General features: G+C 66.6%; 19 protein-coding genes and 2 pseudogenes. 11 read left to right on the top strand and 10 right to left on the bottom strand.

Features of this window, described 5'->3' with window-relative positions; all coding sequences use genetic code 11:
- Positions 1-77 precede the first annotated feature (77 nt).
- From G6N50_RS12170 to G6N50_RS12155, 5 genes and pseudogenes are all read right to left on the bottom strand, one after another.
- Positions 78-1,013 (bottom strand): acyl-CoA dehydrogenase family protein, encoded by a 936-nt coding sequence (locus tag G6N50_RS12170; RefSeq protein ID WP_083094229.1) that lies wholly within the window; start codon positions 1,011-1,013, stop codon positions 78-80.
- Complete coding sequence (locus G6N50_RS12165) at positions 1,010-2,167, bottom strand: acyl-CoA dehydrogenase family protein (protein ID WP_179970119.1); 1,158 nt, start codon at positions 2,165-2,167, stop codon at positions 1,010-1,012. Before G6N50_RS12165 ends, G6N50_RS12170 begins: the two co-directional genes overlap by 4 nt.
- A pseudogene (locus G6N50_RS30240) lies at positions 2,164-2,583 on the bottom strand (acyl-CoA dehydrogenase family protein); the annotation flags it as partial. The pseudogene G6N50_RS30240 and the gene G6N50_RS12165, both read right to left, overlap by 4 nt.
- 57 nt (positions 2,584-2,640) lie before the next feature.
- Positions 2,641-3,252: pseudogene (locus tag G6N50_RS30235) on the bottom strand (acyl-CoA dehydrogenase family protein); the annotation flags it as partial.
- 8 nt (positions 3,253-3,260) lie between these two features.
- Positions 3,261-4,331 carry an acyl-CoA dehydrogenase family protein gene (locus tag G6N50_RS12155; RefSeq protein ID WP_083094227.1) on the bottom strand — a complete coding sequence of 357 codons (1,071 nt, stop codon included), beginning with the start codon at positions 4,329-4,331 and terminating at the stop codon, positions 3,261-3,263.
- Between the two features lie 74 nt (positions 4,332-4,405).
- On the opposite strand from G6N50_RS12155, the gene G6N50_RS12150 reads away from it, so the two are divergent.
- On the top strand, positions 4,406-5,257 hold the full coding sequence (locus tag G6N50_RS12150) for an LLM class flavin-dependent oxidoreductase (RefSeq protein ID WP_083094226.1): 852 nt from the start codon (positions 4,406-4,408) through the stop codon (positions 5,255-5,257).
- Here G6N50_RS12150 and G6N50_RS12145 read toward each other — a convergent pair.
- Together G6N50_RS12145 and G6N50_RS12140 are read right to left on the bottom strand one after the other, a co-directional pair.
- Positions 5,235-5,966 (bottom strand): SDR family oxidoreductase, encoded by a 732-nt coding sequence (locus G6N50_RS12145; protein ID WP_083094225.1) that lies wholly within the window; start codon positions 5,964-5,966, stop codon positions 5,235-5,237. The genes G6N50_RS12150 and G6N50_RS12145 overlap by 23 nt on opposite strands.
- Positions 5,967-5,985: 19 nt before the next feature.
- Positions 5,986-6,807: a FadR/GntR family transcriptional regulator gene (locus G6N50_RS12140; protein ID WP_083094224.1), complete on the bottom strand. Its 822-nt coding sequence runs from the start codon at positions 6,805-6,807 to the stop codon at positions 5,986-5,988.
- Between the two features lie 94 nt (positions 6,808-6,901).
- Here G6N50_RS12140 and G6N50_RS12135 point away from each other — a divergent pair, with 94 nt between their 5' ends.
- Positions 6,902-9,295, top strand: coding sequence for a CaiB/BaiF CoA-transferase family protein (locus tag G6N50_RS12135; protein ID WP_083094223.1), 2,394 nt, complete (start codon positions 6,902-6,904; stop codon positions 9,293-9,295).
- 18 nt (positions 9,296-9,313) lie between these two features.
- On the top strand, positions 9,314-9,505 hold the full coding sequence (locus G6N50_RS12130; RefSeq protein ID WP_067829038.1) for a ferredoxin: 192 nt from the start codon (positions 9,314-9,316) through the stop codon (positions 9,503-9,505).
- 57 nt (positions 9,506-9,562) lie between these two features.
- Here G6N50_RS12130 and G6N50_RS12125 read toward each other — a convergent pair whose 3' ends face one another.
- A complete protein-coding gene (locus G6N50_RS12125; RefSeq protein WP_179970118.1) occupies positions 9,563-10,861 on the bottom strand; it encodes a cytochrome P450 in 1,299 nt (432 codons plus the stop codon).
- A gap of 93 nt (positions 10,862-10,954) precedes the next feature.
- Here G6N50_RS12125 and G6N50_RS12120 point away from each other — a divergent pair, with 93 nt between their 5' ends.
- From G6N50_RS12120 to G6N50_RS12100, 5 genes are all read left to right on the top strand, one after another.
- Complete coding sequence (locus tag G6N50_RS12120; protein WP_179970117.1) at positions 10,955-12,064, top strand: aromatic ring-hydroxylating oxygenase subunit alpha; 1,110 nt, start codon at positions 10,955-10,957, stop codon at positions 12,062-12,064.
- A complete protein-coding gene (locus G6N50_RS12115) occupies positions 12,064-13,629 on the top strand; it encodes an AMP-binding protein (protein WP_083094220.1) in 1,566 nt (521 codons plus the stop codon). The genes G6N50_RS12120 and G6N50_RS12115 overlap by 1 nt, the downstream gene beginning before the upstream one ends.
- A gap of 62 nt (positions 13,630-13,691) precedes the next feature.
- Positions 13,692-14,117, top strand: coding sequence for a nuclear transport factor 2 family protein (locus tag G6N50_RS12110; protein ID WP_083094219.1), 426 nt, complete (start codon positions 13,692-13,694; stop codon positions 14,115-14,117).
- A gap of 12 nt (positions 14,118-14,129) precedes the next feature.
- The gene (locus G6N50_RS12105; protein ID WP_083094340.1) at positions 14,130-14,660 is read left to right on the top strand and encodes an FAS1-like dehydratase domain-containing protein; all 531 of its coding nucleotides are present in this window, start codon (positions 14,130-14,132) and stop codon (positions 14,658-14,660) included.
- Positions 14,657-15,103: a MaoC/PaaZ C-terminal domain-containing protein gene (locus G6N50_RS12100; protein ID WP_083094218.1), complete on the top strand. Its 447-nt coding sequence runs from the start codon at positions 14,657-14,659 to the stop codon at positions 15,101-15,103. The genes G6N50_RS12105 and G6N50_RS12100 overlap by 4 nt, the downstream gene beginning before the upstream one ends.
- Positions 15,104-15,116: 13 nt before the next feature.
- Here G6N50_RS12100 and G6N50_RS12095 read toward each other — a convergent pair whose 3' ends face one another.
- Entirely contained in the window at positions 15,117-16,589 is a 1,473-nt protein-coding gene (locus G6N50_RS12095; RefSeq protein ID WP_083094217.1) for an aldehyde dehydrogenase, read from the bottom strand.
- 139 nt (positions 16,590-16,728) lie between these two features.
- Here G6N50_RS12095 and G6N50_RS12090 point away from each other — a divergent pair, with 139 nt between their 5' ends.
- The gene (locus tag G6N50_RS12090; protein WP_083094216.1) at positions 16,729-18,078 is read left to right on the top strand and encodes a secreted hydrolase; all 1,350 of its coding nucleotides are present in this window, start codon (positions 16,729-16,731) and stop codon (positions 18,076-18,078) included.
- Here the strand turns inward: G6N50_RS12090 and G6N50_RS12085 are convergent.
- Complete coding sequence (locus G6N50_RS12085) at positions 18,058-19,215, bottom strand: aromatic ring-hydroxylating oxygenase subunit alpha (protein WP_083094215.1); 1,158 nt, start codon at positions 19,213-19,215, stop codon at positions 18,058-18,060. The two genes, G6N50_RS12090 and G6N50_RS12085, sit on opposite strands and share 21 nt — an antisense overlap.
- A 40-nt stretch (positions 19,216-19,255) precedes the next feature.
- Between G6N50_RS12085 and G6N50_RS12080 the strand changes: the two genes are divergently transcribed.
- Positions 19,256-20,149, top strand: a complete 894-nt coding sequence (locus G6N50_RS12080) for a MerR family transcriptional regulator (protein ID WP_083094214.1) — start codon at positions 19,256-19,258, stop codon at positions 20,147-20,149.
- Between the two features lie 60 nt (positions 20,150-20,209).
- Entirely contained in the window at positions 20,210-20,932 is a 723-nt protein-coding gene (locus G6N50_RS12075; RefSeq protein ID WP_083094213.1) for a DUF1906 domain-containing protein, read from the top strand.
- Positions 20,933-21,314 lie beyond the last annotated feature (382 nt).

The following is a 21,314-nucleotide window of genomic DNA, read 5'->3' as shown; positions in this document are numbered from 1 at the left end:
GCGCCGCTCCTCCTCATCGCGTTGCTCTGCATCGTCGCCGGCGGTGGTCATCTGCGCCGCTCCTCCTCAACGCCGGCTCATGCGGACACCGGCTCGCTGAACAGTGTCTCCAATGACCCGTCCGACACGCAGGGAATCAGGCGCAGGGCGAGTTCCTCGGTGCCCAGCGGCAACCGCATCAGCGGTTGGGTGTGCCGGTCCAGCACGCTGACGTCGGACTCGTCGCAGAAGCCCAAGGCTCCGAGCAACTGGTGGGAAGTGCGCATCACCTGCCGAGCCGTGTCGGCGGCCTTCAATCGAAGAACCAAAGCATCGGCCGAATGAATCTGCGCTGGAAGGGTTTCGGGGCGGCAGATGGTGAACTTCGCGAGCTCGTGCAGGCCGCGCACCGCCACGGCCGCATCCGCGACGGCGAACCGAACGGCCTGAAAGTCCGCGAGCGGCTTGCCGAACTGAATCCGGGCGCGCACGTGGTCGGTGACGATCCGCAACGACTGCTGCACCGCTCCCAGAATCCACCATGATCCCAGCACGAGATGAAGGTTAACGTCGGCGGCGGGCACGGTTCCCTCGGGTGCGCTCAGGGTGGCCGGGACCAGGAACGGCCCCAGCTTGGCGCCGGTCCGCGAGGCCGGCTGCGGCCGGTACCGGTTGCCATCCAGGTCCGCGGCGATCCAGTCACCGGCCAGGTCGCCGTGGTCGATGCGCGGGGCCGTCGGATTGACCAGGGTCAGACGCGCGCCGTCGATCGCCAGCAGCTCCTCCACCAATGGATAGGGGAGCACGGTGGCGCCGGCGGCCTGGCAGAGCACCGCGCCGGCCATCAGGTCATCGGACGCCGAGCGTACGTCGAGGTCGAACGCGCCGACATCGTTCAGCGCCGTACGCGCCGCATCCCGGACGGCGTCATCGGTCTCGGCGCGCAGCGCGGCCGGCGGCCCACCCAATCGGATGAGCCGCTTGCCGGCGACCGCCGCGAAGTCACTGATGTCTTGTGGTAGATCGGTTTTCACCTGTGTTCTCCCAATACGTCTCGTGCCACCAGCATGCGTTGCACCTCGATGGTGCCCGATGCCACGGTGGCCGCCTGCGCGTAGCGCCAGTGGTCTTCGATCGCTCCGTGCAGTGCCGCGGAGGTGCCGCTGTCCAGCGCCGTCGGGCCCAGCACGTCGAACAGCAGCTCGGCGACCAGTTGATCGCACGTCGTGGTGATGATGCGCGCGGCACTGGCTGCCGCCCCCGCCGCCGGATCGTCCTGCAGCGATACGGCGCGATAGGCCAGCAACCGGGCGACCCGCAGGTCGACGAGCGCGCGCACCCACCGGGTGCGGATCGTTTCGGGCAGCCGGTCCCAGTCTTCGCCGAGTTGTGCGCGCATCCGTTCGAGCAGCGACTCGCAACGTGCGTAGCGCGCGATGCCCACCCGCTCGAAAGCCAGGGCCTCGCGCATCACCCGCCACCCGTCGCCGACCTCGCCCAGGACGTCGCCGGGAAACGCCTGCACGTCGTCCAGGAACATTTCGTTGAGGTGGTGCGGTCCCAGCATCGACGGAATCGGCCGTACGGTGAAGCCCGCACGGTCCATCGGAATCAGAAAAAGGGTGAGCCGCTTGTTCTTTGGGGCCTCGGGGTCGGTGCACGCCGCCAACACGCACCAGGATGCCATCAGCGCATACGACGTCCACACCTTCTGGCCGGTGATGCGCCACCCGTCACCGTCGGCAACTGCGCGGGTGCGCAACGACACCAGATCGGTTCCGGCCTCCGGCTCGGAAAAGCCCTGGCACCAGATCACGTCTCCGGAGGCGATGGCCGCCAGGTGCTTGGCCTTCTGTTCTTCCGTCCCATAGCGCATGAGTGCCGGACCGACCCAGTTGATCCCCATGTACTGCGGACCGCGCGGCTCGTGCTGGGCCCACATTTCCTCGCGCAGCACCGTCTGCTGCCAGACCGAACCACCGCCGCCGCCATGCTCTTTCGGCCATGCCAGCGCCAGCAGCCCCTCGGTGGCCAGCAGTTTGCAGAACGTCTCGGTGGTGGCGAGGTCCTGAGGGTTTTCGGTGCAGGCACCGAGGAAGTCGGCCGGGATGTGGTTGGCAACCAGCTCGCGCAGATGGCTGCGCAGTTGTCCGGCGTCGTCGCCGAGGTCGTAGTCCATTGTCGTCATCCCTTCGGCAGCCCGAGCAGCCGCTCGGCGATGATGTTGCGCTGAACCTCCGACGTTCCGCCGTAGATGGTCGCGGCCAACGCGTCCTGACGTTCGAACAAGAGATCCGGATCGGTGGCCGAACGGGGGCCCGCGGCGGCCGCACTCAGTTCCCAAACACGCTGCAAGGTAAGCGATCCGAGTAGCTTCATGGTGTCGGCCTCCGGGCTGGGCCGGCCCGCGAGTTCGTTGCCCAAGGCGCGATATCCGGTGGCCCGCAACGCTTCGGCATCGGCGAGCAGCGAACCGAGTTCGGCGTACACGTCGTGGCTCGCTGCGCCGGCATCGCGCACCGAGTCGAGTCCGCGTTTGATCTCGACCCAATTCATGATCCAGATCATCTGGCGCTCATGGTGCAGCGACGACATCGCGACATTCCAGCCACCGTTGAGTGGTCCCAGCAGATTCTCGGCCGGCACCGCGACGTCATCGAGAAAGACCTCGCAGAACGTCTCGTCGGAGATCGACGCCATCCGGATGGGCTCGATTCTGACCCCGGGCGAATGCAGATCGAGGATGAAGCACGAAATGCCACGGTGCTTCGGCGCATCCGGATCCGTGCGGGCATACAAGGTGCACCATCGCGACTCGTGCGCTTGCGTAGTCCAGATCTTGTGGCCGTTGACCCGGAACACGTTGCCGTCGCGTTCCGCGCGGGTACGCAGACCGGCGAAATCCGACCCCGCCTCGGGCTCGGACATGCCCAGCGCCCACCACTCGTCACCGCGCAGCAGCGGAACGAGCAGCCGCTCGACCTGGGCGGGCGTGCCGAACTGACGGATGCCGGGTGCGGCTACACCGGGGCCTTGAATATTCGGCAGCTTGGGCGCGGACCGCAGCGCCGCCTCGATCCGGACTTCCATCGCGTCGCGCAAGCCCAGCGATCGGCCACCGTGCTTGCGCGGCCAGGTCGGTTGTAGCCAGCCGGCCTCGAACGAAGCCCGCTGGTAATCGCGCCGCAAACCCAGGTCCCAGCGGTACTGCCGATAGTTCGCGTAGTAGTCGTCGGGCAGAAACTCCGCCAGCCACGCGCCGAATTCCTCCACCACCGGGCTCACGCCGCACCCCCACAGAATCGGCGACCCGCCTCGTAATACAGGGCGCGGCTGTCGCCCAGCAGGGCGGCGCCCTGCCAGGCGCGCCTGACATAGAGGTGGGCGTCGTGCTCCCAGGTCTGCCCGAGCGCGCCGTGCACCTGGACCGCGGTGCGCGCACAACTGGCCGCCGCGTCGTTGGCAGCCGCTTTGGCCAGCGCGGCGGCGGTCCACACCTCGGCGGGCGGGGTGGTCGGGTCGGCGAGCCGGGCCGCGGCCGCATAGGTCAGGCTGCGGGCGCGCTCGACGCCGACGTAGTTGTCCGCCAGGGCGTGTTTGATGCCCTGGAATGCGCCGATCGGCCGGCCGAACTGGCTCCGCGATTTTGCGTGCTCGACCGATCGGTGCAACGCCGTGCTCGCCACGCCGAGGAGGTCGGCGGCCGAGGCCACCCACGGCGCCGTCAACGCCGCCTCGAGGTCGACCGGCGCCACGGCGACGGGCTCGGTGTCGATCTCGAGGTCGGCCAATGGCTGAGCGGGATCGGTGGATTCGGACGCCGGCGCCGCGGTGATTCCGTCGCCGCAGCGGGCGACCGCCACCACGGTGTCACCGTCCTCGGAGCGGGCCAGCGTGACGACGAACTCCGCGCGCGAGAGGTTGGGGACCGCGACCGCCGTGCCGCGCAGGCGTCCCTGACCCATGGTCATCGGCGCCCCGGGCAGTCGGGATCCCGGGGCGTGCAGGGCCACGGTGGCCACGGCACCACCGGCGATGTCGGTCAGCACCGAGTCGAGCCCGCTGTTGCGCAACAGGCCCGCGGCCAGACCGACGCTGCTCAGCAACGGAATTGGTGCGAGGGCGGCGCCGCACTCCTCGAGAACCACGACCAGCTCGACCGGTCCGTAGTCGGGGGCGTCCGGGGCGGCGAGCTCGGTCCAGCCGAGGTCGACGACCGTCTTCCACAGCGTGCGCCAGCGCTCCGGATCGGTCATCGCTTGACGAGCGGCATCGGTCGGACACTCCGTACGTAATATGCCGCGTACGGTGTCGCGCAGCGAGAGCTGCTCCGAGTTCAGCCCGACATCCATAAGACCTCTAACATAGTAAAGATAATAAACTAGCCGTGCCGTCAATCGCACGGGTCCGGACGCATAGGTGGCGCATGGCTGAGTGGTATCTGTTCCTGCCGCAGGTGAGGTTGGCGGCGGCCGACATCGCCGACCGGGCACGTCACGCCGAGGCCAGCGGCTTCGACGGCATCGCCTTCATCGACCACCTCGAGGCTCCCGGGCTGCCCGACGAAAGCATCTGGGAGGCAATGGGCATTGCCACCTGGGTCGCGGCCAGGACCGAGCGGTTGCGGATCGGGCATTTGGTGCTGTGTGACGCATTTCGGCATCCGGCCGTGCTCGCAAAGCAGGCCGTCACCTTGTCGGAGGCCTCGGAGGGCAGGTTCGAGTTGGGCCTCGGGGCGGGATCGTGGCCCTCGGAATTCGCCAGATTCGATATCGGCCAGCAGGATCCGCGGGCCAGGGTCGAACAACTCGGCCGTCACCTGGAACTCATCAGGGGATACTGGGGCGACGACGACGAACAATCCGGCCAGGCTCCGCGACGGTCGTACCCGATACCGCTGGTTCTGGGTGGGAGCGGACCCAAGATGATGGAACTCGTTCGCAGATACGCGGATTGGTGGAATCTGCCGGCCAACCAGCTCGACAGGCTGCCGAAGCTCGCCCCGTCCGCGGGAACCGCCCGGATGTCGATTCAGCAGATGGTGGGCTTTGTGCGGTCGGGCAGCGATCCCGACACCGTGCGCGAGGTCAGCACCCGGCGATTCGGCAACCTCGGGTCCGGACTGGCCTGCGGCGACGCCGACGAGCTGATCGGGCACTTCCGTGGGTTGGCCGCGCAGCGGGTCGAGCGGTTCTACGTCTGGTTCGCCGACTTCGCCGCGCCGGACTCCCTGCGCGAGTTCGGCGAATCGGTGATCAAGGCCTTTCCGGCGCCGTAGACCTCGCGCGGCGACGGGCTTCGGTGGGCACGACCGGCGGTCGCGCGAAGGGGCCGCGCCCCACGGCGGACAGCCGGATCTCCGGCAGGTCGACCGAGGGGTCGACGGTATCCAGCCAGGCAACCGCCTCGGCGACATCCGACACTTGAATCGCGTACATCTCGAAGGGAACGTCCTGCAGCATCTCGGTGGCCACCGGGCCCGGCGTGACGATGTGCACGCTGATGCCGTCGCGGTCGACTTCGAGCGCCAGGGCCCGCGCGAACGCGTTCATGCCGGCCTTCGACGCGGAGTAGGCGGTGCGGGCCGGCATCGGCTCGTGCGCCGCCGACGACGAGATGAACACCAGCCGCGAGCCCGCTGTCATCTTGGGCAGCACCGCGGACGTCACCACGAAGCACGAATCCAGGTTGGCCGACATGATGGACTGCCACTGCTCGAAGGTCTGCTTGCGTGCGTAGGTTCCGCCGAGTGCGCCGGCCGCGTGCACGACCAGGTCGACCGTCTCCAATGTGCTTATGGCAGTGGAGAATCCGTTCGGATCGGACGCGTCGGCCACGATGTGGCGGGCACCGATCTCCTCGGCGGCCGCGCGCAACGGTGCCTCGCGGCGGGCCGAGAGCACCACGTCGTAGCCGCGCTCAACCAGCTTGCGGGCGCACCCTTTTCCGATCCCGCCGCTGCCGCCGGTGACCAATGCGGTTCGCATGACCGTTGCAGGCCGCCCTTCAGGAGTGCCGGACGTCCCGCGGCCGCGACAACGCCTGCGGGGAGAGCGCGTAGATGCGTTGATCGTGCTGATCGGACAGGACGTAGGTCTGCGTGTCAGCCAGATGGCGACCCGCGATGCGGCGGGCCCGGTCGACGTTGCCCTCGGCGATCGTCTCGGTCAGCTTGACGTGCGTGTTGAGCACCGCGCGGCGCTGAGTGAGCGAGGGGTAGGTGCCGCGGGACGCGCTCTCGTCGGCCCACTGCCGCTCGTGGCTGCTCCACAGTGTCTCCAGGCTGCCGACGACGGCGATGATCGTGTGATTGCCGCAGCCACGGACGACCTGGTCGTGGAATTCACGGCCGATTTCCGTGAAAAGCCTTCCGTCGTCCAGGTTTTCGGCCATCGAGTCATTGATTCGCGTCAGTTCGGGCACCAGGGTGTCGGCCCGGTCCGGCCGGCGGGCGGCCAGGGCGGCGCAGGCGGGCTCGAGCTCCTGCAACGCCATGCCGAGGTCGGCGACCTCAACGGACTCGCTCTGCAGCAACAGGCCGAGCATGTAGGCGGCGCTGGTCTTCGCCGGGGCGTGCACGACGGCACCGCCACGGTTGCCCCGCCGCACCGAAACCAGCCCCTCGGTCTCGAGAATCCGCAGGGCTTCGCGCAGCGAGACCAGGCTCACGTTGAACTGTTCGACGAGCACCTCTTGGCGTGGCAAGAGATCGCCGTCCGCGAGCTCGCCGTCGATGATCTGACGGCGCAACTCATCGGCTACGATTTCGGCGATCCGCGGCGCCGACAACCGGCGCCGGGCGCCGGGGCCAATTCCCAAGGCGGTCATCCGATCCTCGAAACACAAGCAACTCGCTGGCTTAGCTATTTTAGCAGTAATGATATAAATAGCTTCTCTGATCGCATGTCGATCGGAAGGGCGGGTGCAATTGAGCGAGCGGTCCGACAGCCGGCCGACACCGCTACACGATTTGCGTGTCGTCGAGATCAGTGACCGGATAGCGGGCAGTTACTGCGGGAAGCTGTTGCTCGACGCCGGTGCGCAGGTGCACAAAATCGAGCCGCCGCAAGGGGATTCGCTGCGGCGGTACTCTGCCAGCGGTTCGTCGGTTCCGCCGGGGGACAGCGCGCCGTTTTTCGGCTATCTCAATGCGGGCAAGCGCAGCGCGACCTTCGCGCCCGGGTCACAGCGCTACCGCGACGAACTGGCCGCCGCCGACGTCGTGGTCGTGACGGCCGGCCCGGCGCGGGCCGCGGCGCTGGGCATCGACCCGCAGCAACTGCTGGACCGCTCGCCGCGGGCAATCGTCGTCACCATCTCCGACTTCGGCTGGACCGGCCCCTACGCGGATCGGGCCGCCACCGAGTTCACCTTGCAGGCGTGGGCGGGCTCGCCGGGCTTCCGCGGCGATCCCGCCGGGCCGCCGATTTCGATCGGCGGTGATCTCGGCGAGTACATGGGTGGGGTGTTCGCCGCGTTCGGCGTCCTGGCGCTGCGCCGCCGCGTCGAGCGCGGCGGCCTGGGCGAACACCTGGACCTGTCCATGCTGGAAGCGATCACCACGATGCAGAGCAGCGAATGGCTGCATTCGCAGCTGCTGCGCGTCCCGCCGATCCGCCGCACCACCGAGGTGCCGTCGATCGAACCCGCCAAGGACGGCTACGTCGGCATCACCATGGTCACCGGTCAGCAGTGGCTGGACTTCGCCGCGATGGTCGAATGTCCGCAGCTGGAGCAGATCGAACAGCTGCGGTTTCAAATCGGCCGGTGGCAATACCGCGACCTGATCCGCGAACAGATCCATCCCTGGCTGGCCGAACGCACCGTCGCGGAGATCGTCGAACTCGGACAGCTGTTCCGGCTGCCGATCGCCGCGCTGGGCAACGGCTCCACCATTCGGGAGCTGGAGTACGTGCGCGAGCGCGGGGTCTTCACGCAAAACCCCGCCGGCTTCCACCAGCCCCGGCCGCCGTGGCTGATGTCGGTGTGTGCGCCCGCACCCGTGGGTGACACACCCCTGCTCGGTGAGGCGGACAACGAGTCCCCTTGGTGCCGTGCGGAACTCGAAGCGGATCCGACGCTGGACGGACTACCGCTGGCCGGAGTTCGCATAATCGACCTGACCGCGTTCTGGGCCGGCCCCGCCGCAACCCACCTGCTGGCCGCGTTCGGCGCCGACGTCGTCAAGATCGAATCGATTCAGCGCCCAGACGGCATCCGCTACTCGGGCGGGATGCGCACGGATGTGGACGACTGGTGGGAGTACGGCTGGGTGTTCCACGCGATGAATACCAACAAGCGTTCCGTCACACTGGATCTGGGATCCGAGCCGGGTCGCCGCCTGTTCACCGAGCTGGTCGCCGGCGCCGACGTCGTGATCGAGAACTTTTCGCCGCGGGTGATGGAGCAATTCGGACTCACCGACGACGTACTGCGCAAGGTCAACCCGAAACTGGTGTTCGCGCGCATGCCCGCGTTCGGAGTGGAGGGGCCGTGGCGGGAACGGGTCGGGTTCGCCCCGACCATGGAACAGATCGCCGGCTTGGCCTGGGTGACCGGCCTGCCGGACGCCCCGCCGGTGACACCGCGCGGGGCCTGCGATCCGCTGGCCGGCGTGCACGCCGCGTTCGCCGTGCTGGCCGCGCTGAACTTCGCCGAACGCACCGGGACGGGCCAGCTGGTCGAGCTGCCGATGCTCGAAACCGTGCTCAATGCCACCGCGATCCAGGCGATCGAGTCGGAAGTCTTCGGGGTGACGCTGAGCCGTCGCGGCAACCGCGGCCACAGCGCGGCGATCCAGAACATCTACCGGTGCGCCGGTTCGGACGACTGGATCGCGATCACCGTTCGCGACGATGCGCAGTGGACCGCGCTGGTGGACCTGATGGATCGACCCGGGTGGTGCGACGACGAGGGCTTGTCCACAATCGCCGGACGCCACCAGCGAGCCGACGACATCGATGCCCGGCTGGCGGACTGGTTCGCCGGGCAGCCGCTCGACCCGACCGTGGAGCGTCTGGCGGGCGCGGGCGTTCCCGCGGCTCCCGTCGTATCGCCGTCGCTGGTCACCGACAATCCGCAATTGCGCGAGCGCGGCTTCTTCGAGGCGTTGCATCATGCGAGTACCGGACTGGGTCTATACCCCTGCCCGCCGTTCGCCCGCCTCGCCGGGCAGGACACTTGGCTGCTGCGGCCGCCGCCGAAGCTGGGCGAGCACAATGAAGAGATCCTGCACGACCGGTGCGGGTTGACCGACGAAGAACTGACACGCCTCGCGACCAGCGGGGTGATCGGGATCCGACCCAAGGGCCTCTAGAGAAGTGGAGGGTATCTGATGCGCGTAACGGTCGACGAGAACTTGTGTGAGGCCAACGGCTTCTGCGAATCGCTTGCGGCGGAAGTGTTCGAGCTGGGTGACGCCGATGTGGTGCAGATCGCGGACGGTCCCGTGCCGCCGCGCCTGGAAATCGACGTGCGCGCCGCGGTGGACCAATGCCCCAAGGCCGCGTTGCGGCTGCTGGACTGACTTGCCCGACGACGGTGAGCGCGGGACGGCGCGAGTGTGGGGGCCGCGCTATCTGAGTCAGCGCCGCTCGGTCAGCGATATGGCCATCTCGTCGTAGATCGACATGTTGGTGGTCAGGTTCGGATGCGCCACCCTGGCCGGACCGATCTCGATGTCATCGCAGCGCAACAACAGTTCGTCGAGGACCGCGCGGAGTTCCGCTCGGGCCAGCATCGCGCCCAGGCAGTGATGCGGTCCGCCGCCCCCGAATGCCACGTGGGGGTTGGGCTGCCGGCCGATGTCGAAGACGAACGGCGACTCGAAGACCTCCTCGTCGCGGTTGGCCGAACGCAGCGTCGACACGACGCGTTCGCCCTTGGCGATGTGTTGGCCGTCCATCTCGACGTCGACCTTCGCGGTGCGAGTCCAGTACGCCACTGGCGACGCCCAGCGCAACACCTCCTCGACCGCGCCGGCCCGCAGGGCTTCCTCCGAGCGATACCGCTCGATCTGCTCGGGGTTGGCGACGAGGGCTTGCAACCCGATGGCCAGGGCGTTTTTGGTGGTGTCGCTGCCAGCGAACGCCAGCACAAAGAAGAAGAATTCGAGTTCGTTGGCGGGCAGGCTGAACGGCTCGCCGTCGTCACCGGTGATGACCGCCGACGCCAGCGTGCTCCAGATGTCGTCGGTTGGGTTGCGCCGCTTTTCGGCGGTGAGCTCCATCGCGTACTCGAAGACCGAGCCGAAGAGCTCGAGTTCGACCTGACCACTCGGGTGGTCCTCGGGCGCAAGCGCCTTGAGGATGCGGTCGAATATGTCGAAGATCCGCGGCCGATCCTCCTCCGGAATGCCGATGATGTCGCCGATCACCGTCATCGGCAACGCGTCGGCGACGTCCTCGATCCAGTCGCCACCGCCCTGGGCGAGCAGCCCGTCGATCATCCGCGCCGCGCGGGCTCGGATGCCGTTCTCCAGCTTGGCGATCGCCCGCGGATTGAACGCGTTGGAGATCAGCTTGCGGCGCTTGTTCAGTGCCGGCGGGTCCAACGTGATGATTGTCGGGAACGACGAGAACATGGCGACAGGTTGAATGAGTGGGCCGTCGGCCGCGGTAAACGAGTCGGTGTCGCGGTGCAGGCGGACCGCGTGCCGATGTTTGGTGGCGACCCAGAATTGGCGCTTGACGGTGGAGGCGACACCCGGCGTCAGGTCGTGCCGGAACAGCGGGTTGCTGCGCCGCAGTTCGGTGAACAACTCGTCGGGAAAGCCGTTACGCCACAGGGCGAAATCGGAAAGATCGACTGCCGCGGCCGTCATGCACCACCCCGCTTGCTCAGGCGTCACGCGACCACCGGCGGGCGCCGCGTTGACGTTCAATGTCTAAAATAGTAAAAATAGACTTTAGTCGTCGAAACGCGGTGGGGTAAGAGCGGCCCAATTGCGCCCGGCCGCGTGGGAAACGGAGTTCTCGTGACGAATACGATTCCAGAATCAGACCCTTCAGAACGGGAGTTCGGGCAGGCCGGCATCGCGCTGTCGACCTACCGCTTCCCGACGGGCTGGTTCATCGTTGCTTTTGGGACCGATCTGGCTCCCGGCCAAGTCAGGCGCGCGCACTACTTCGGTGAGGAGTTGGTGCTGTTCCGCACGCAGTCCGGCCAGGTCCACGTGATGGAGGCCTACTGCCAGCATCTTGGCGCTAACCTCGGCGTCGGCGGCACCGTGGAGGGCGAAAACATCGTCTGCCCCTGGCACGGGTGGCGATGGCGCGGCGACGGAACCAACGCGCTGATTCCCTACAGCAAGATCGGCTGCAAGAACAACGTCCGCATCCGGACTTACCCGAGCATGGAGTGGTACGGCTTCATCCTGGCGTGGCACGAGCGGCACGGCCGGGCGCCGTACTGGCAGCCCCCGGTGCTGCCCGAGCTGGAAACCAACGAGTACTACCCGCTGCACCCGCACACCCAGATGCTCAACCGGGTCAAGGTGCACCCGCAGATGATCATCGAGAACGCCGCCGACCCCTACCACGTGCAATACGTGCACAAGGCCGCCAATCCGGCCACCACGGCGTCGTTCGAGGTCGCCGGGTATCACCTGCACGCCACGGTCAACGCGCATTTCGGCGGGGGACGGGCGCAGACGTGGCTGACCCCGAACGGTCCGGTCGACGCCAAGATCATCTACGACAACTACTCGCTGGGCCTGGGCGTGGTGCGGTTCCCCAGCGAGTTGGTGGCCACCGTGCAGGTCACCGGTCAGACGCCGGTCGACGAGGACTACACCGATTACTTCTACACGCAGGCGTCCGTCCGGGAGCCGGGCGACAGCGGTGACGTGCCCACCGGACGTGCCGCCCGGTTCCTGGCTCTCCAGCAAGAGGTCATCAAACAGGACTTCTTCACGTGGGAGAACATGAAATACCTGGAGAAGCCGAACCTGGCGCCCGAAGAGGCCCACGACTACGCGGCGCTTCGCCGCTGGGCATACCGCTTCTACCCGGGGCAGCAACCATCGCCCTCCGACTTCGGCTATAACGCCGACGGAGAGCCCGACCCCTCGGCCGCGAAAGCTTGATGCGGGGCCCCGCCGACTTCGGCGTCGACCGTTTCACCGTGCCGGCCGTGCTGGATCGCCGCGCGCAGCAGTATCCCGACCGGGTGATGATGTCGATTGCCGGCGTCGACGTGACCTTCGAGCAGATGCGCCGACGGTCCTGCGCCGCGGCAAACATGTTGACCGACTTGGGTGTCGGGCGGGGCGACCGCGTCGCGTTGTTCACCGGCACATGCCCGGAATGGGTGTACTTCTGGCTGGGCGCCGCGCGAATCGGAGCGGTGAGCGCGGCGATCAATGCCGCGAACAAGGGCGACTTCCTGCTGCACGCCCTTCGGTTGTCGCGGGCCAAGGTGCTGCTGACCGACGCCGAACGCCGGCCCCGCGCCGCCGAGGTCGCCGACGCGGTGGAAACCCTGACGAGCGTTGTGGTGCAGGATGATTCGCTCACAGCGACAGTCAGTCAAAACACCGACGGTGCACCGGCCGGGGGCCCCGGTCAGGCGGACGACCTCGCCTGCCTGTTCTACACGTCGGGCACCACCGGCCCGTCCAAAGCGGTCGCGACGACATGGCAATACCTCTTTTCGGTCGCCGCGACGGCCTCATCGGCCTGGGAATTTCGCGAGGGTGAGGTGCTGTGGACGGCGATGCCGCTGTTTCACCTCAGCGCGGCGCCCAGCATCCTGGTCCCCATGCTTGTTGGCGCAACCACGGTGCTGGCGGGGGCTTTTCATCCCGGCGAGGTCTGGGACGACATACGCGCCCGCGGTGCCATCGGGTTCGCCGGCGCCGGGGCGATGGTTTCGATGCTGCAGAACATGCCTGCGGATCCGCGCGACGCACAGCTGCCGTTGCGGTTCATCTCCGCCGCTCCGATCGATGCGGGTTCCTACCGCGCGATCGAAAAACGCTACGGCTGCCGCATCGTCACGATGTACGGACTCACCGAGGCATTTCCCATCGCGGTCAAGGCGGTGGCCGACAGCGGGGTTCCGGGCACCTCGGGACGGCCGAATCCCGATTTCGAGGTGCGCATACTCGACGAACAGGGAAACCCGCTGCCCGCCGACACCGTGGGTGAGATTGCTTGTCGACCCAGGCATCCGCATGTGATGAGCGAAGGTTATGTCGGCGCGGATTCGCAGATAGCGCCGCACCCGGAATGGTTTCGCACCGGCGATCTCGGGAGGCTTGATCGCGATCAGAATCTGACATATGTGGACCGACTCAAGGATTCTTTGCGCCGCCGCGGCGAAAATATCTCTTCGGTCGAAGTGGAGAGCGTCGTCATGTGCCATCCCGCCGTGGCAGAGGCCGCGGCCGTCGGCGTGCCCAGCGACCTGGGGGAGGACGACGTGCTGGTGGTCATCACGTTGCGGCCAGGCGCCACACTGGATTTCGCGGAATTGCTGGACTTCTGCTCGGCCCGCATGCCGTACTTCTGCGTGCCTCGATTCGTCGAGACGGTCAATGAACTGCCGAAGAACATAATCGGACGAATACGTAAAGATTTGTTGCGTGCTCGTGGCTTGAGTGAGGCTACTTGGGATCGCGAAGAACACGGTTATGTCGCTCGCCGCTGAGTTAAGTTACTGTTACGTTAGGCAATTTCCCGTCATTTCCCTACAGAGGCTGGAGAGCCACCATGACCCTGACCTATCAACAAGAGCAGTTCCTCCACGCCGCGACGGGACGCGCTGCCATCCTGGATCTGAACGCCCGCCACAACCGGGCCTACTCGGCCGGCGATCGCGACCGCTGGATCTCCACCTTCCGCCATTCCGGCGCCAGCTATACCCGCGACGGTGAGCGGTTCGACGACCTGCGTTCGGCCTTCGACGGCGGCGACGGTCAGCGACTGGTCACGGTCGATCACGAGATTCGCATCGACGGGGTCAACGCGTCCCAGCATTGTGTCGTCGTGCTGTTCGCCGCCATGTACGGCGACACCACACTGCGGGCCACCGGGACATTCCGCGACACCCTGATCTACGAGCGGGGCGGCTGGTACTTCACTTCCCGTACGTTGCAGTGGGATTCGGTCCCGAGTCGGCACCCGCTCGTCATGTGAGTGGCCCAATACGTGGATCAGGACTTCAGCCAGCGGCTGGCCTTCGGCACCTATCAGGATGCGCTGCGGATGGTCGGCACGAAAGGCGAGCCCCGCACCGCGGCCACCGCGGTCAGCGCCGCCCGCATCCAGTTGTTCGCCGCGATGGTCCGCGACGGCAATCGCTCCTATTGGGATCCCGAGTTCGCCCGCCGGCACTGGGGAGGCCTGCTGGCGCCGCCGGCGCTTTTGATGGGCTGGCTGATCGCGCCGCCGTGGCAACCCGGAGGCAGGAGGTCGGGTTCGCTGATCGCCCTGCGGGTGCCGCTGCCCGGCACCACATTCATCAACGCCGCCAACACGGTTGAGTTCCCCGAGCCCATCGTCGAAGGTGACGTGCTGACCGTCGTCGACGAGCTGGTGTCGGTGTCGCCGGAAAAGCGGACGCGGCTGGGCGTCGGCCACTTCGTCGAGACGCTGGAGACCTACCGCCGCCAGGACGGGACCGTGGTGGCCACCTGCCGCAATACCTTGTTCCGCTTCACCCCTGGGATGTCCTTGTGACCGGCGACGGCCTGGACTGGAACCGGATCACCGTTCCCGCCGAGCTGCCGGAGGTGGTCGACCACATCAGTTACCAGCGCGTGGTGGAGAACGCCGGAGCGACGTGGGATTATTTTCCCGGGCATTTCGATCCGAATTATGCTCAGGGCCAGGGCAATCCGACGATCTACGTCAACACGATGCACCTGGCCGGTTTCGCTGACCGGGTCGCGACCGACTGGGCGGGCCCGCGGTCCCGGGTGGTACGCCGCTCCATGCGGCTGGCCGGCTCGGTGCATGCCGGGGACACGATGATCGGTCGGGGCCGGGCCGTCGCGAAGCGGCGGGACACCACGGTGGACCCGGCGCGCTGCCTGGTCGACATCGAAATCCAGGTGACCAATCAGCATGGCGCCCTGTGCTGTCCCGTCGAGCTGACCCTGCAGGTGCCCGAAATAGCTTGAGCGCCCGTGCGTTTCAGTTGGACATCGGCGGCAGCTGGCCCTTGCAGATCAGCGTCTGCAGCTCGACGTACTCGTGCAGCCCCTCGGGCCCGAACTCGCGCCCGATGCCGGACTGCTTAAAGCCGCCAAACGGTGCCCCGATGTCGAGGGTGTACATGTTGATGCCATACGTCCCCGTGCGGACGGCGGCCGCGACGTCCAGGCCGTGTTCGATGTCGGCGGTCCACACCGAACCGGCCAGCCCGTAGTCGGTCTCGTTGGCGATGCGGATCGCGTCGTCCTCGTCGCGGTAGCGCAGCACCGTCAGCACCGGACCGAAGATCTCCTCCCGGGCGATGCGCATGTCGTTGGTGGCGTCGGCGAACAGCGTGGGCTGCACGTACCAGCCGCGCTCGGACGGGCTCTGTTCGCCACCGAGCACGACGCGGGCGCCTTCGCTGCGGCCCGACTTGATGTAGTCCTGGACGCGGCGCTGTTGTCGTTGCGCCACAAGCGGTCCGATGTCCGTCGCCTCGTCGGCCGGATCGCCGACATTCAGCGCCGACATCATGCCGGCCAGCGCGTCGACGACCTCGTCGTGTTTACGGTCGCTGACCAGGATCCGGGTCTGCGCGACGCAGGCCTGCCCGTTGTTCATCAGCCCCGCGGACTTCAGGCCGGCCACCGTCTTCCCGATGTCGGCGTCGTCGAGGATGATCGCCGCGGACTTGCCGCCGAGTTCCAGGCTCACCCGTTTGAGCTGCTCGCCGCACAGGGCGGCGATCCGGCGCCCGACGGCACTGGAGCCGGTGAACGCGACCTTGTCCACCCCGGGATGGCGCACCAGCGCCTCGCCGATCTCGGGGCCGCCAGGCAGCACCGACACCACGCCTTCGGGCAGACCGATCTGCTCGATCATCTCGGCCAACCACAAAGCGTCCAAGGGTGTTTCGGGCGCGGGCTTGATGATGACCGTGCAGCCCGCGATCAACGCCGGGATCAGCTTGGGCATGATCAAAAACTGTGGGACGTTCCACGGCACAATCGCTCCAACCACCCCGACCGGGGCCCGGCGCAGGTGCACTTCGCCGAGCACGCCCTGGCGGCGCTCCTCCCACGCGAAGTCACGGGCGGCGGCCAGCGAGAGGTGGATCAGCGCGGCGGCGGCCGCCCCCTGGCCCATCCGGCTGAAGCTGCGCGGCGACCCCATCTCGTCGGTGATGAGGTCGGCCATCTCGTCGGCGTGGCCGGCATAGATTCCGGCGAGCTGTTCGACCTTGGCCATCCGGTCGGCATGGCTCATCCGTGGCCACGGGCCGTGATCGAACGCGTGCCGCGCGGCGGCGACGGCGGCCTCGACGTCCTCGGGGCCGGCGACCTGGACATGGCCCACCGGTTCCTCGGAATGCGGCGAGATCACAGCGAGCTGCTGGGGATTGGCGGGCTTGCGCCACTGCCCTCCGATGAACAGTTCGTCATAGGAACGATGGTCGGAGTTGTTCGTCATCAGGGCACTTCCTTGGGGGGCGGCGGGTGCAGGATGAGACGGTGTCCGCAACTTTCTATTGACGCTAACATAGCGAAATAAGGACTGGTCAGAAATCCGCGGGCGGATCATCAGCGACGATGGCGAGGCGAGGCGCGACATGAATAACGACTGGCGCAGCTATCCATTTCAGTTGGTGGCCGGCGACAATCAGTTGGAGTTTCCCGCCGCCGAAGGTGAACACCCCGATCAGGAGTCGGACACGTGGTTCATCGCCGGTCAGCTCGACGCCGCGGAGACCGGTCGGTCGTTCGCCTTCCTGACCATCTTCAACAAGAACCGCCCCGGAGGGACGGTCGTCGCGGACTTCTACACGATGGCGCTGTTCGACCTCGACACCGGCGATTACGGCACCTTCACCGATTACGACATGCCGCCGGCCAATATGGAGCCGGGCGCCCAGCGCAAGCTGACGATGGCGTCGGGACATCTCGACATCACCTACCACAGCAGGGCGGGAACCGCGTCGTGGACTACCAGCCGCAACAGCGACGGCGAACTGCTGCCCTACACCTATCGGGTCAGCCTGGTCGGTATGGATCAGTCCGGTCGGCCCATGCGACTGGATCTGGCCGTAACACCAACGCGCGCACCGACACCGGTGGGTGCATCGACGTATAACGGAAAGATCGTCTGCTTCGGTCAGAGCGACACCTATTCCTACTTTCAGACCGGTATGGCGATGACCGGCACCTTGCGTTGGGGCGACGTGGTCCAGCAGGTATCCGGCACCAGCGGGCACGTCGATCGGCAGTGGTTCCCGAAGTACGCCGGCGGCGGTGGGTCCGGGGGAGACCCGCGGGCCAGGTCGCACGAATGGCGCACGATCAACTTCGACAACGGTGTCGACCTGAGTATCTGGCGCCAGTTCGACCGCGCAGATGGCAATGCGCTGCAGCCTTTTACCGGTGTCACGACCAGCCACCCTGACCCCGCGATTGCGCCGGAATGTGCCGAAGACCTCGAGGTCACAGTCACCAGTTATGTGCGCTGGCCGGAGGCCATCCGTCCCCTGGTGCGGCCGCTAGCCCCGGCTCGGTACATGCCCGACCGGCACCGGATCACTTGTCCCACACTGCAATTGGACCTCATCGGAGAGCCGTTGGTGGCGGCCCCGGCGCACGGCCTGCCGATCGAGTACATGGAGGGTCCCTACCGCTACCACGGGACGATGTGGGGAAACCCGGTCACGGGCTTCGCGTTCAATGAACGCTCGCTGGCGCTGTACCGGGATTGGGAACTGATCGAAGTGCTTTCCACCACCGTCGCGAACCTGGCGCCGCCGGCCCCCGAGCTGCAGACCATGGTGGATCAGGTCGTGCCCCTGGTGGCCGCCGGCCATCGCAAAGCGGCCGTTGAGCTGCTGTTCAGCTCGGCGCCTGTCGAAAGTGACGCGCTGGCAATGCTTCTCGATGACCTGATCACGGTGCTATCGGCTGACGGCAGTTGACTGCTGCGACAGCGCCCGGGCCCACATGATGTGGCGATGCTGCAATCCCGGCTCGTTGCGGCCGAACACCAGGTGGTCGCGGGCTCCCGACTCGAGATTGGCTTGCAACCCCTCGGCCAGCCGGTAATCCTCGTCGCGCACGGTGGCGTGCGCATAGTCGAAAACTTGTTGGACGGCTGTTGCCACCGCTTCATCGGAGACGTCTTGCGGTGTTGCGTTCTGGTGGACGGTGATTGACCTGCCGGGCCGATCCCCGGGGTAGACCCGGAACAGCTCACCGTTGGCGATCGTCACCGAGATCACGATGTTGGGGAACAGCGCATAAATCATCACCACGTTGTAGAACGGACTCCACTGATCCTCGGGCACGTCATCGAGCTCCAGGATGGTGTTGAGCGGAAAGATCAGCCGGTGGTGCGGCCCGTAGGAGTCGAACACCGTGCAGTTGCTCCGTGCGATCGTGGCGAAGGTCTGCTGATGGACGGTGGCGAAATGATAGTTCTCGGCGAAGGTGTCGATCGCCAATTTCCAGTTGATCGGGGAGTCCAGCACCTTCTCACCCAATGGGGACCAGCGCCCGATGCCCCACGAGTCGAGTTCGTCGCTGAGCGGGCCCAGGTGCGCGGCCACGTCCAGCGTCGCCCCGGGATCCAGTGCCACCCAGAGGAATCCGGCGAATTCCGTGGCCGGGAGCTCGGTCAGGCCGGCGGACCCCAGCGGTACATCAGGAAACCCCTCGCGTCCCGGCATCCCGGCCAGCCGTCCGGTGTTGTCGTACGTCCAGGCGTGGTACGGACAGGTGAACCGCTTGGCGGTGCCGCATCCCGACGCCACCTGCGACTGGCGGTGCAGGCAGACATTGTTGAAGGCCCGCACCGCTCCATCGGCGGCTCTGGTCAGCAGGATGGATCGCCCCATCACCGTCTTGGTGCAATACGCGCCGGGGGCGGGAAGTTCCGAGACGTAGCCGACCAGCTGCGGGCTGGCCAGCAGCATGGCCCGGTCCTGGTTGTGCCGCTCGATGCCGGTGTAGTCCCGCGCCTCGACCGTGTGCTGGGCGGGAGCGAGATCGGTCGTCCTGTCCCGCGCCAACTTCAACGCGCGCCGGGTCAGGTCAATGAGCTGGTGGTGTTCCATCTGCTGATTACAGACCTTGTGACAGTTGTAAGGTCAAGGAGTGGCTGAGCAGTTGCTGATCGGCGACGTCACGGCCTTGACCGGCATCGCTTCCGGCCGTATTCGCCATTACGAGAAAATTGGGTTGCTGCACGCGCAGTACCTGTCCAACGGCTACCGGGTCTTCGACGTCGAGCAGGTCCTCGACTTGTTGCGCATCGACCTGATGCGGAGCCTCGGCCTCGGCATCAACGACATTCAGCGGCTGATCGAAGGTGGGCACAGCACGCTGGCCGGCCTGCTCGACGAGCACCGCACGTTGCTGATGCAGCAACGCGAGCGGCTGGACCGGCTGATCCAGGCCATCGATGCCGCCACCGACTGCGGCGGCGGGGACCTCAACGAACACATCCTGCGGCGGTTGGCGACCACACACCGCGACAGCATCGGTGTGATCGGGCGGCTCAGCGCCCCGCTGTCGGCACCCGTCGCCGCGATGTACGCCGATCTGTTCGACGAGTGGGACCTCCCGGTCCCGGCGTTGTTCGGACAAATGGTGCTGCCGACCGCGGCCAGCACCCTGTTGTCGCACCTGGCCGAGACGCCGCGCCGCGAGGTGCTGTTCGCTCGGTTGCGCGACCTGGCCGCCAATGTGATCGCGTTGGGCGAGGACGTTGCGGCGGCGGACAAACTCGCGCGCAGCTGGATCGACCAGCAGCTCGCCGATCCCCTGCCCGAAGATGTGGTGGCCGTGCTGCGGGGCGTGCAACCGCTGCTGGAGCGCGATCCGGTGATCGTGCAGGGGTTTCGCGCCTGGGCGGGCTCCATCAGCCCGGCTGCCGCCCGGTTCATCGAGGAGATCGCCCAGCAGACGGCTTGCCGCGGATTGGAGGCCGTGAGCGTCATCGTGCTGCCCGCGCCGGAACCCGTTCAAACCGACGATGCGGCACTGTGATGCAGATGTGACCAGTGTGGTCAATGTGGCATATGGGGTCTCTGTCGTACCCTGTGGCTTGTGTCATCCGTTTCGCGACGCGAGCTGCTCAAATTCGCGGCCACCGCCCCGGCCCTGCTCGGCCTGGGCGCCGCGGGCGCGTCGCTCAGCGCCCCGCCGGCATCGGCTTCGCTCGGCACCCTGCTCGACTACGCGGCCGGAGTCATTCCGGCCAGCCAGATCCGGGCCGCGGGCGCCGTGGGATCGATCCGGTATGTGTCGGATCGTCGCCCCGGGGGCAACTGGATGCTGGGCAAGCCGATCCAGGTTGCCGAAGCGCGGGACCTCAACAGCAACGGCCTCAAGATCGTGTCCTGCTATCAGTACGGCAAGGCCAGCACCGCGGACTGGCTGGGCGGCGCCAACGCCGGCCTGCAGCATGCCCAGCGTGGGATGCAGTTGCACGCCGCGGCCGGCGGGCCCGCCTCCGCGCCCATTTATGCCTCGATCGACGACGATCCCTCCTATGAGCAGTACAAAAGCCAGGTGGCTCCCTATCTGCGTTCGTGGGAGTCGGTAATCGGTCATCAGCGCACAGGCGTGTACGCCAATTCGAAAACCATCGACTGGGCGCTGCACGATGGATTGGGCTCGTACTTCTGGCAGCACAACTGGGGTTCGCCCAAGGGGTACGCCCACCCGGCGGCCAATTTGCACCAGGTTGAAATCGACAAACGCACTGTCGGCGGGGTCGGCGTGGACATCAACGAGATCCTCAAGCCCCAATTCGGTCAGTGGGCCTAACGCCCGACGCCGTCGTCCGGCGCCGCCGAAACGCTGGCTCTTAGAAATCCAGCAAACACTCGTTCGCTCATTTCGGAGACGGGCGCGCGCGGGCGATCGCCGTCAAATGCTGCCGATGGCGCCACGACGGCACTCCGCGGCCCAAAATTTTTATGTAACGATTCGATAACAAGACTGCCTTGATCTGCGCAGTTATAGCTACTCGACCGTAACCACCTGCATGCAGCAGGTTTGTTAATCGGGTCCGCGCCGCCGGTGAAACCGCGTGTTACCCAGGACACGGTTACCCATGCGTAGAACTCATCAGTAACCGATCAGCACGCAAAACGAGGGCTGATCCTTATGACACTCTTAGTACAGCCGGTGGAGTCCGTCGCGCCGC

It is taken from the genome of Mycobacterium mantenii, from assembly GCF_010731775.1.
GTDB classification, from domain to species: Bacteria; Actinomycetota; Actinomycetes; order Mycobacteriales; family Mycobacteriaceae; genus Mycobacterium; species Mycobacterium mantenii.
Note: the sequence above shows the minus strand (reverse complement) of the source record. Positions and strands in the feature narration are given on the sequence as shown.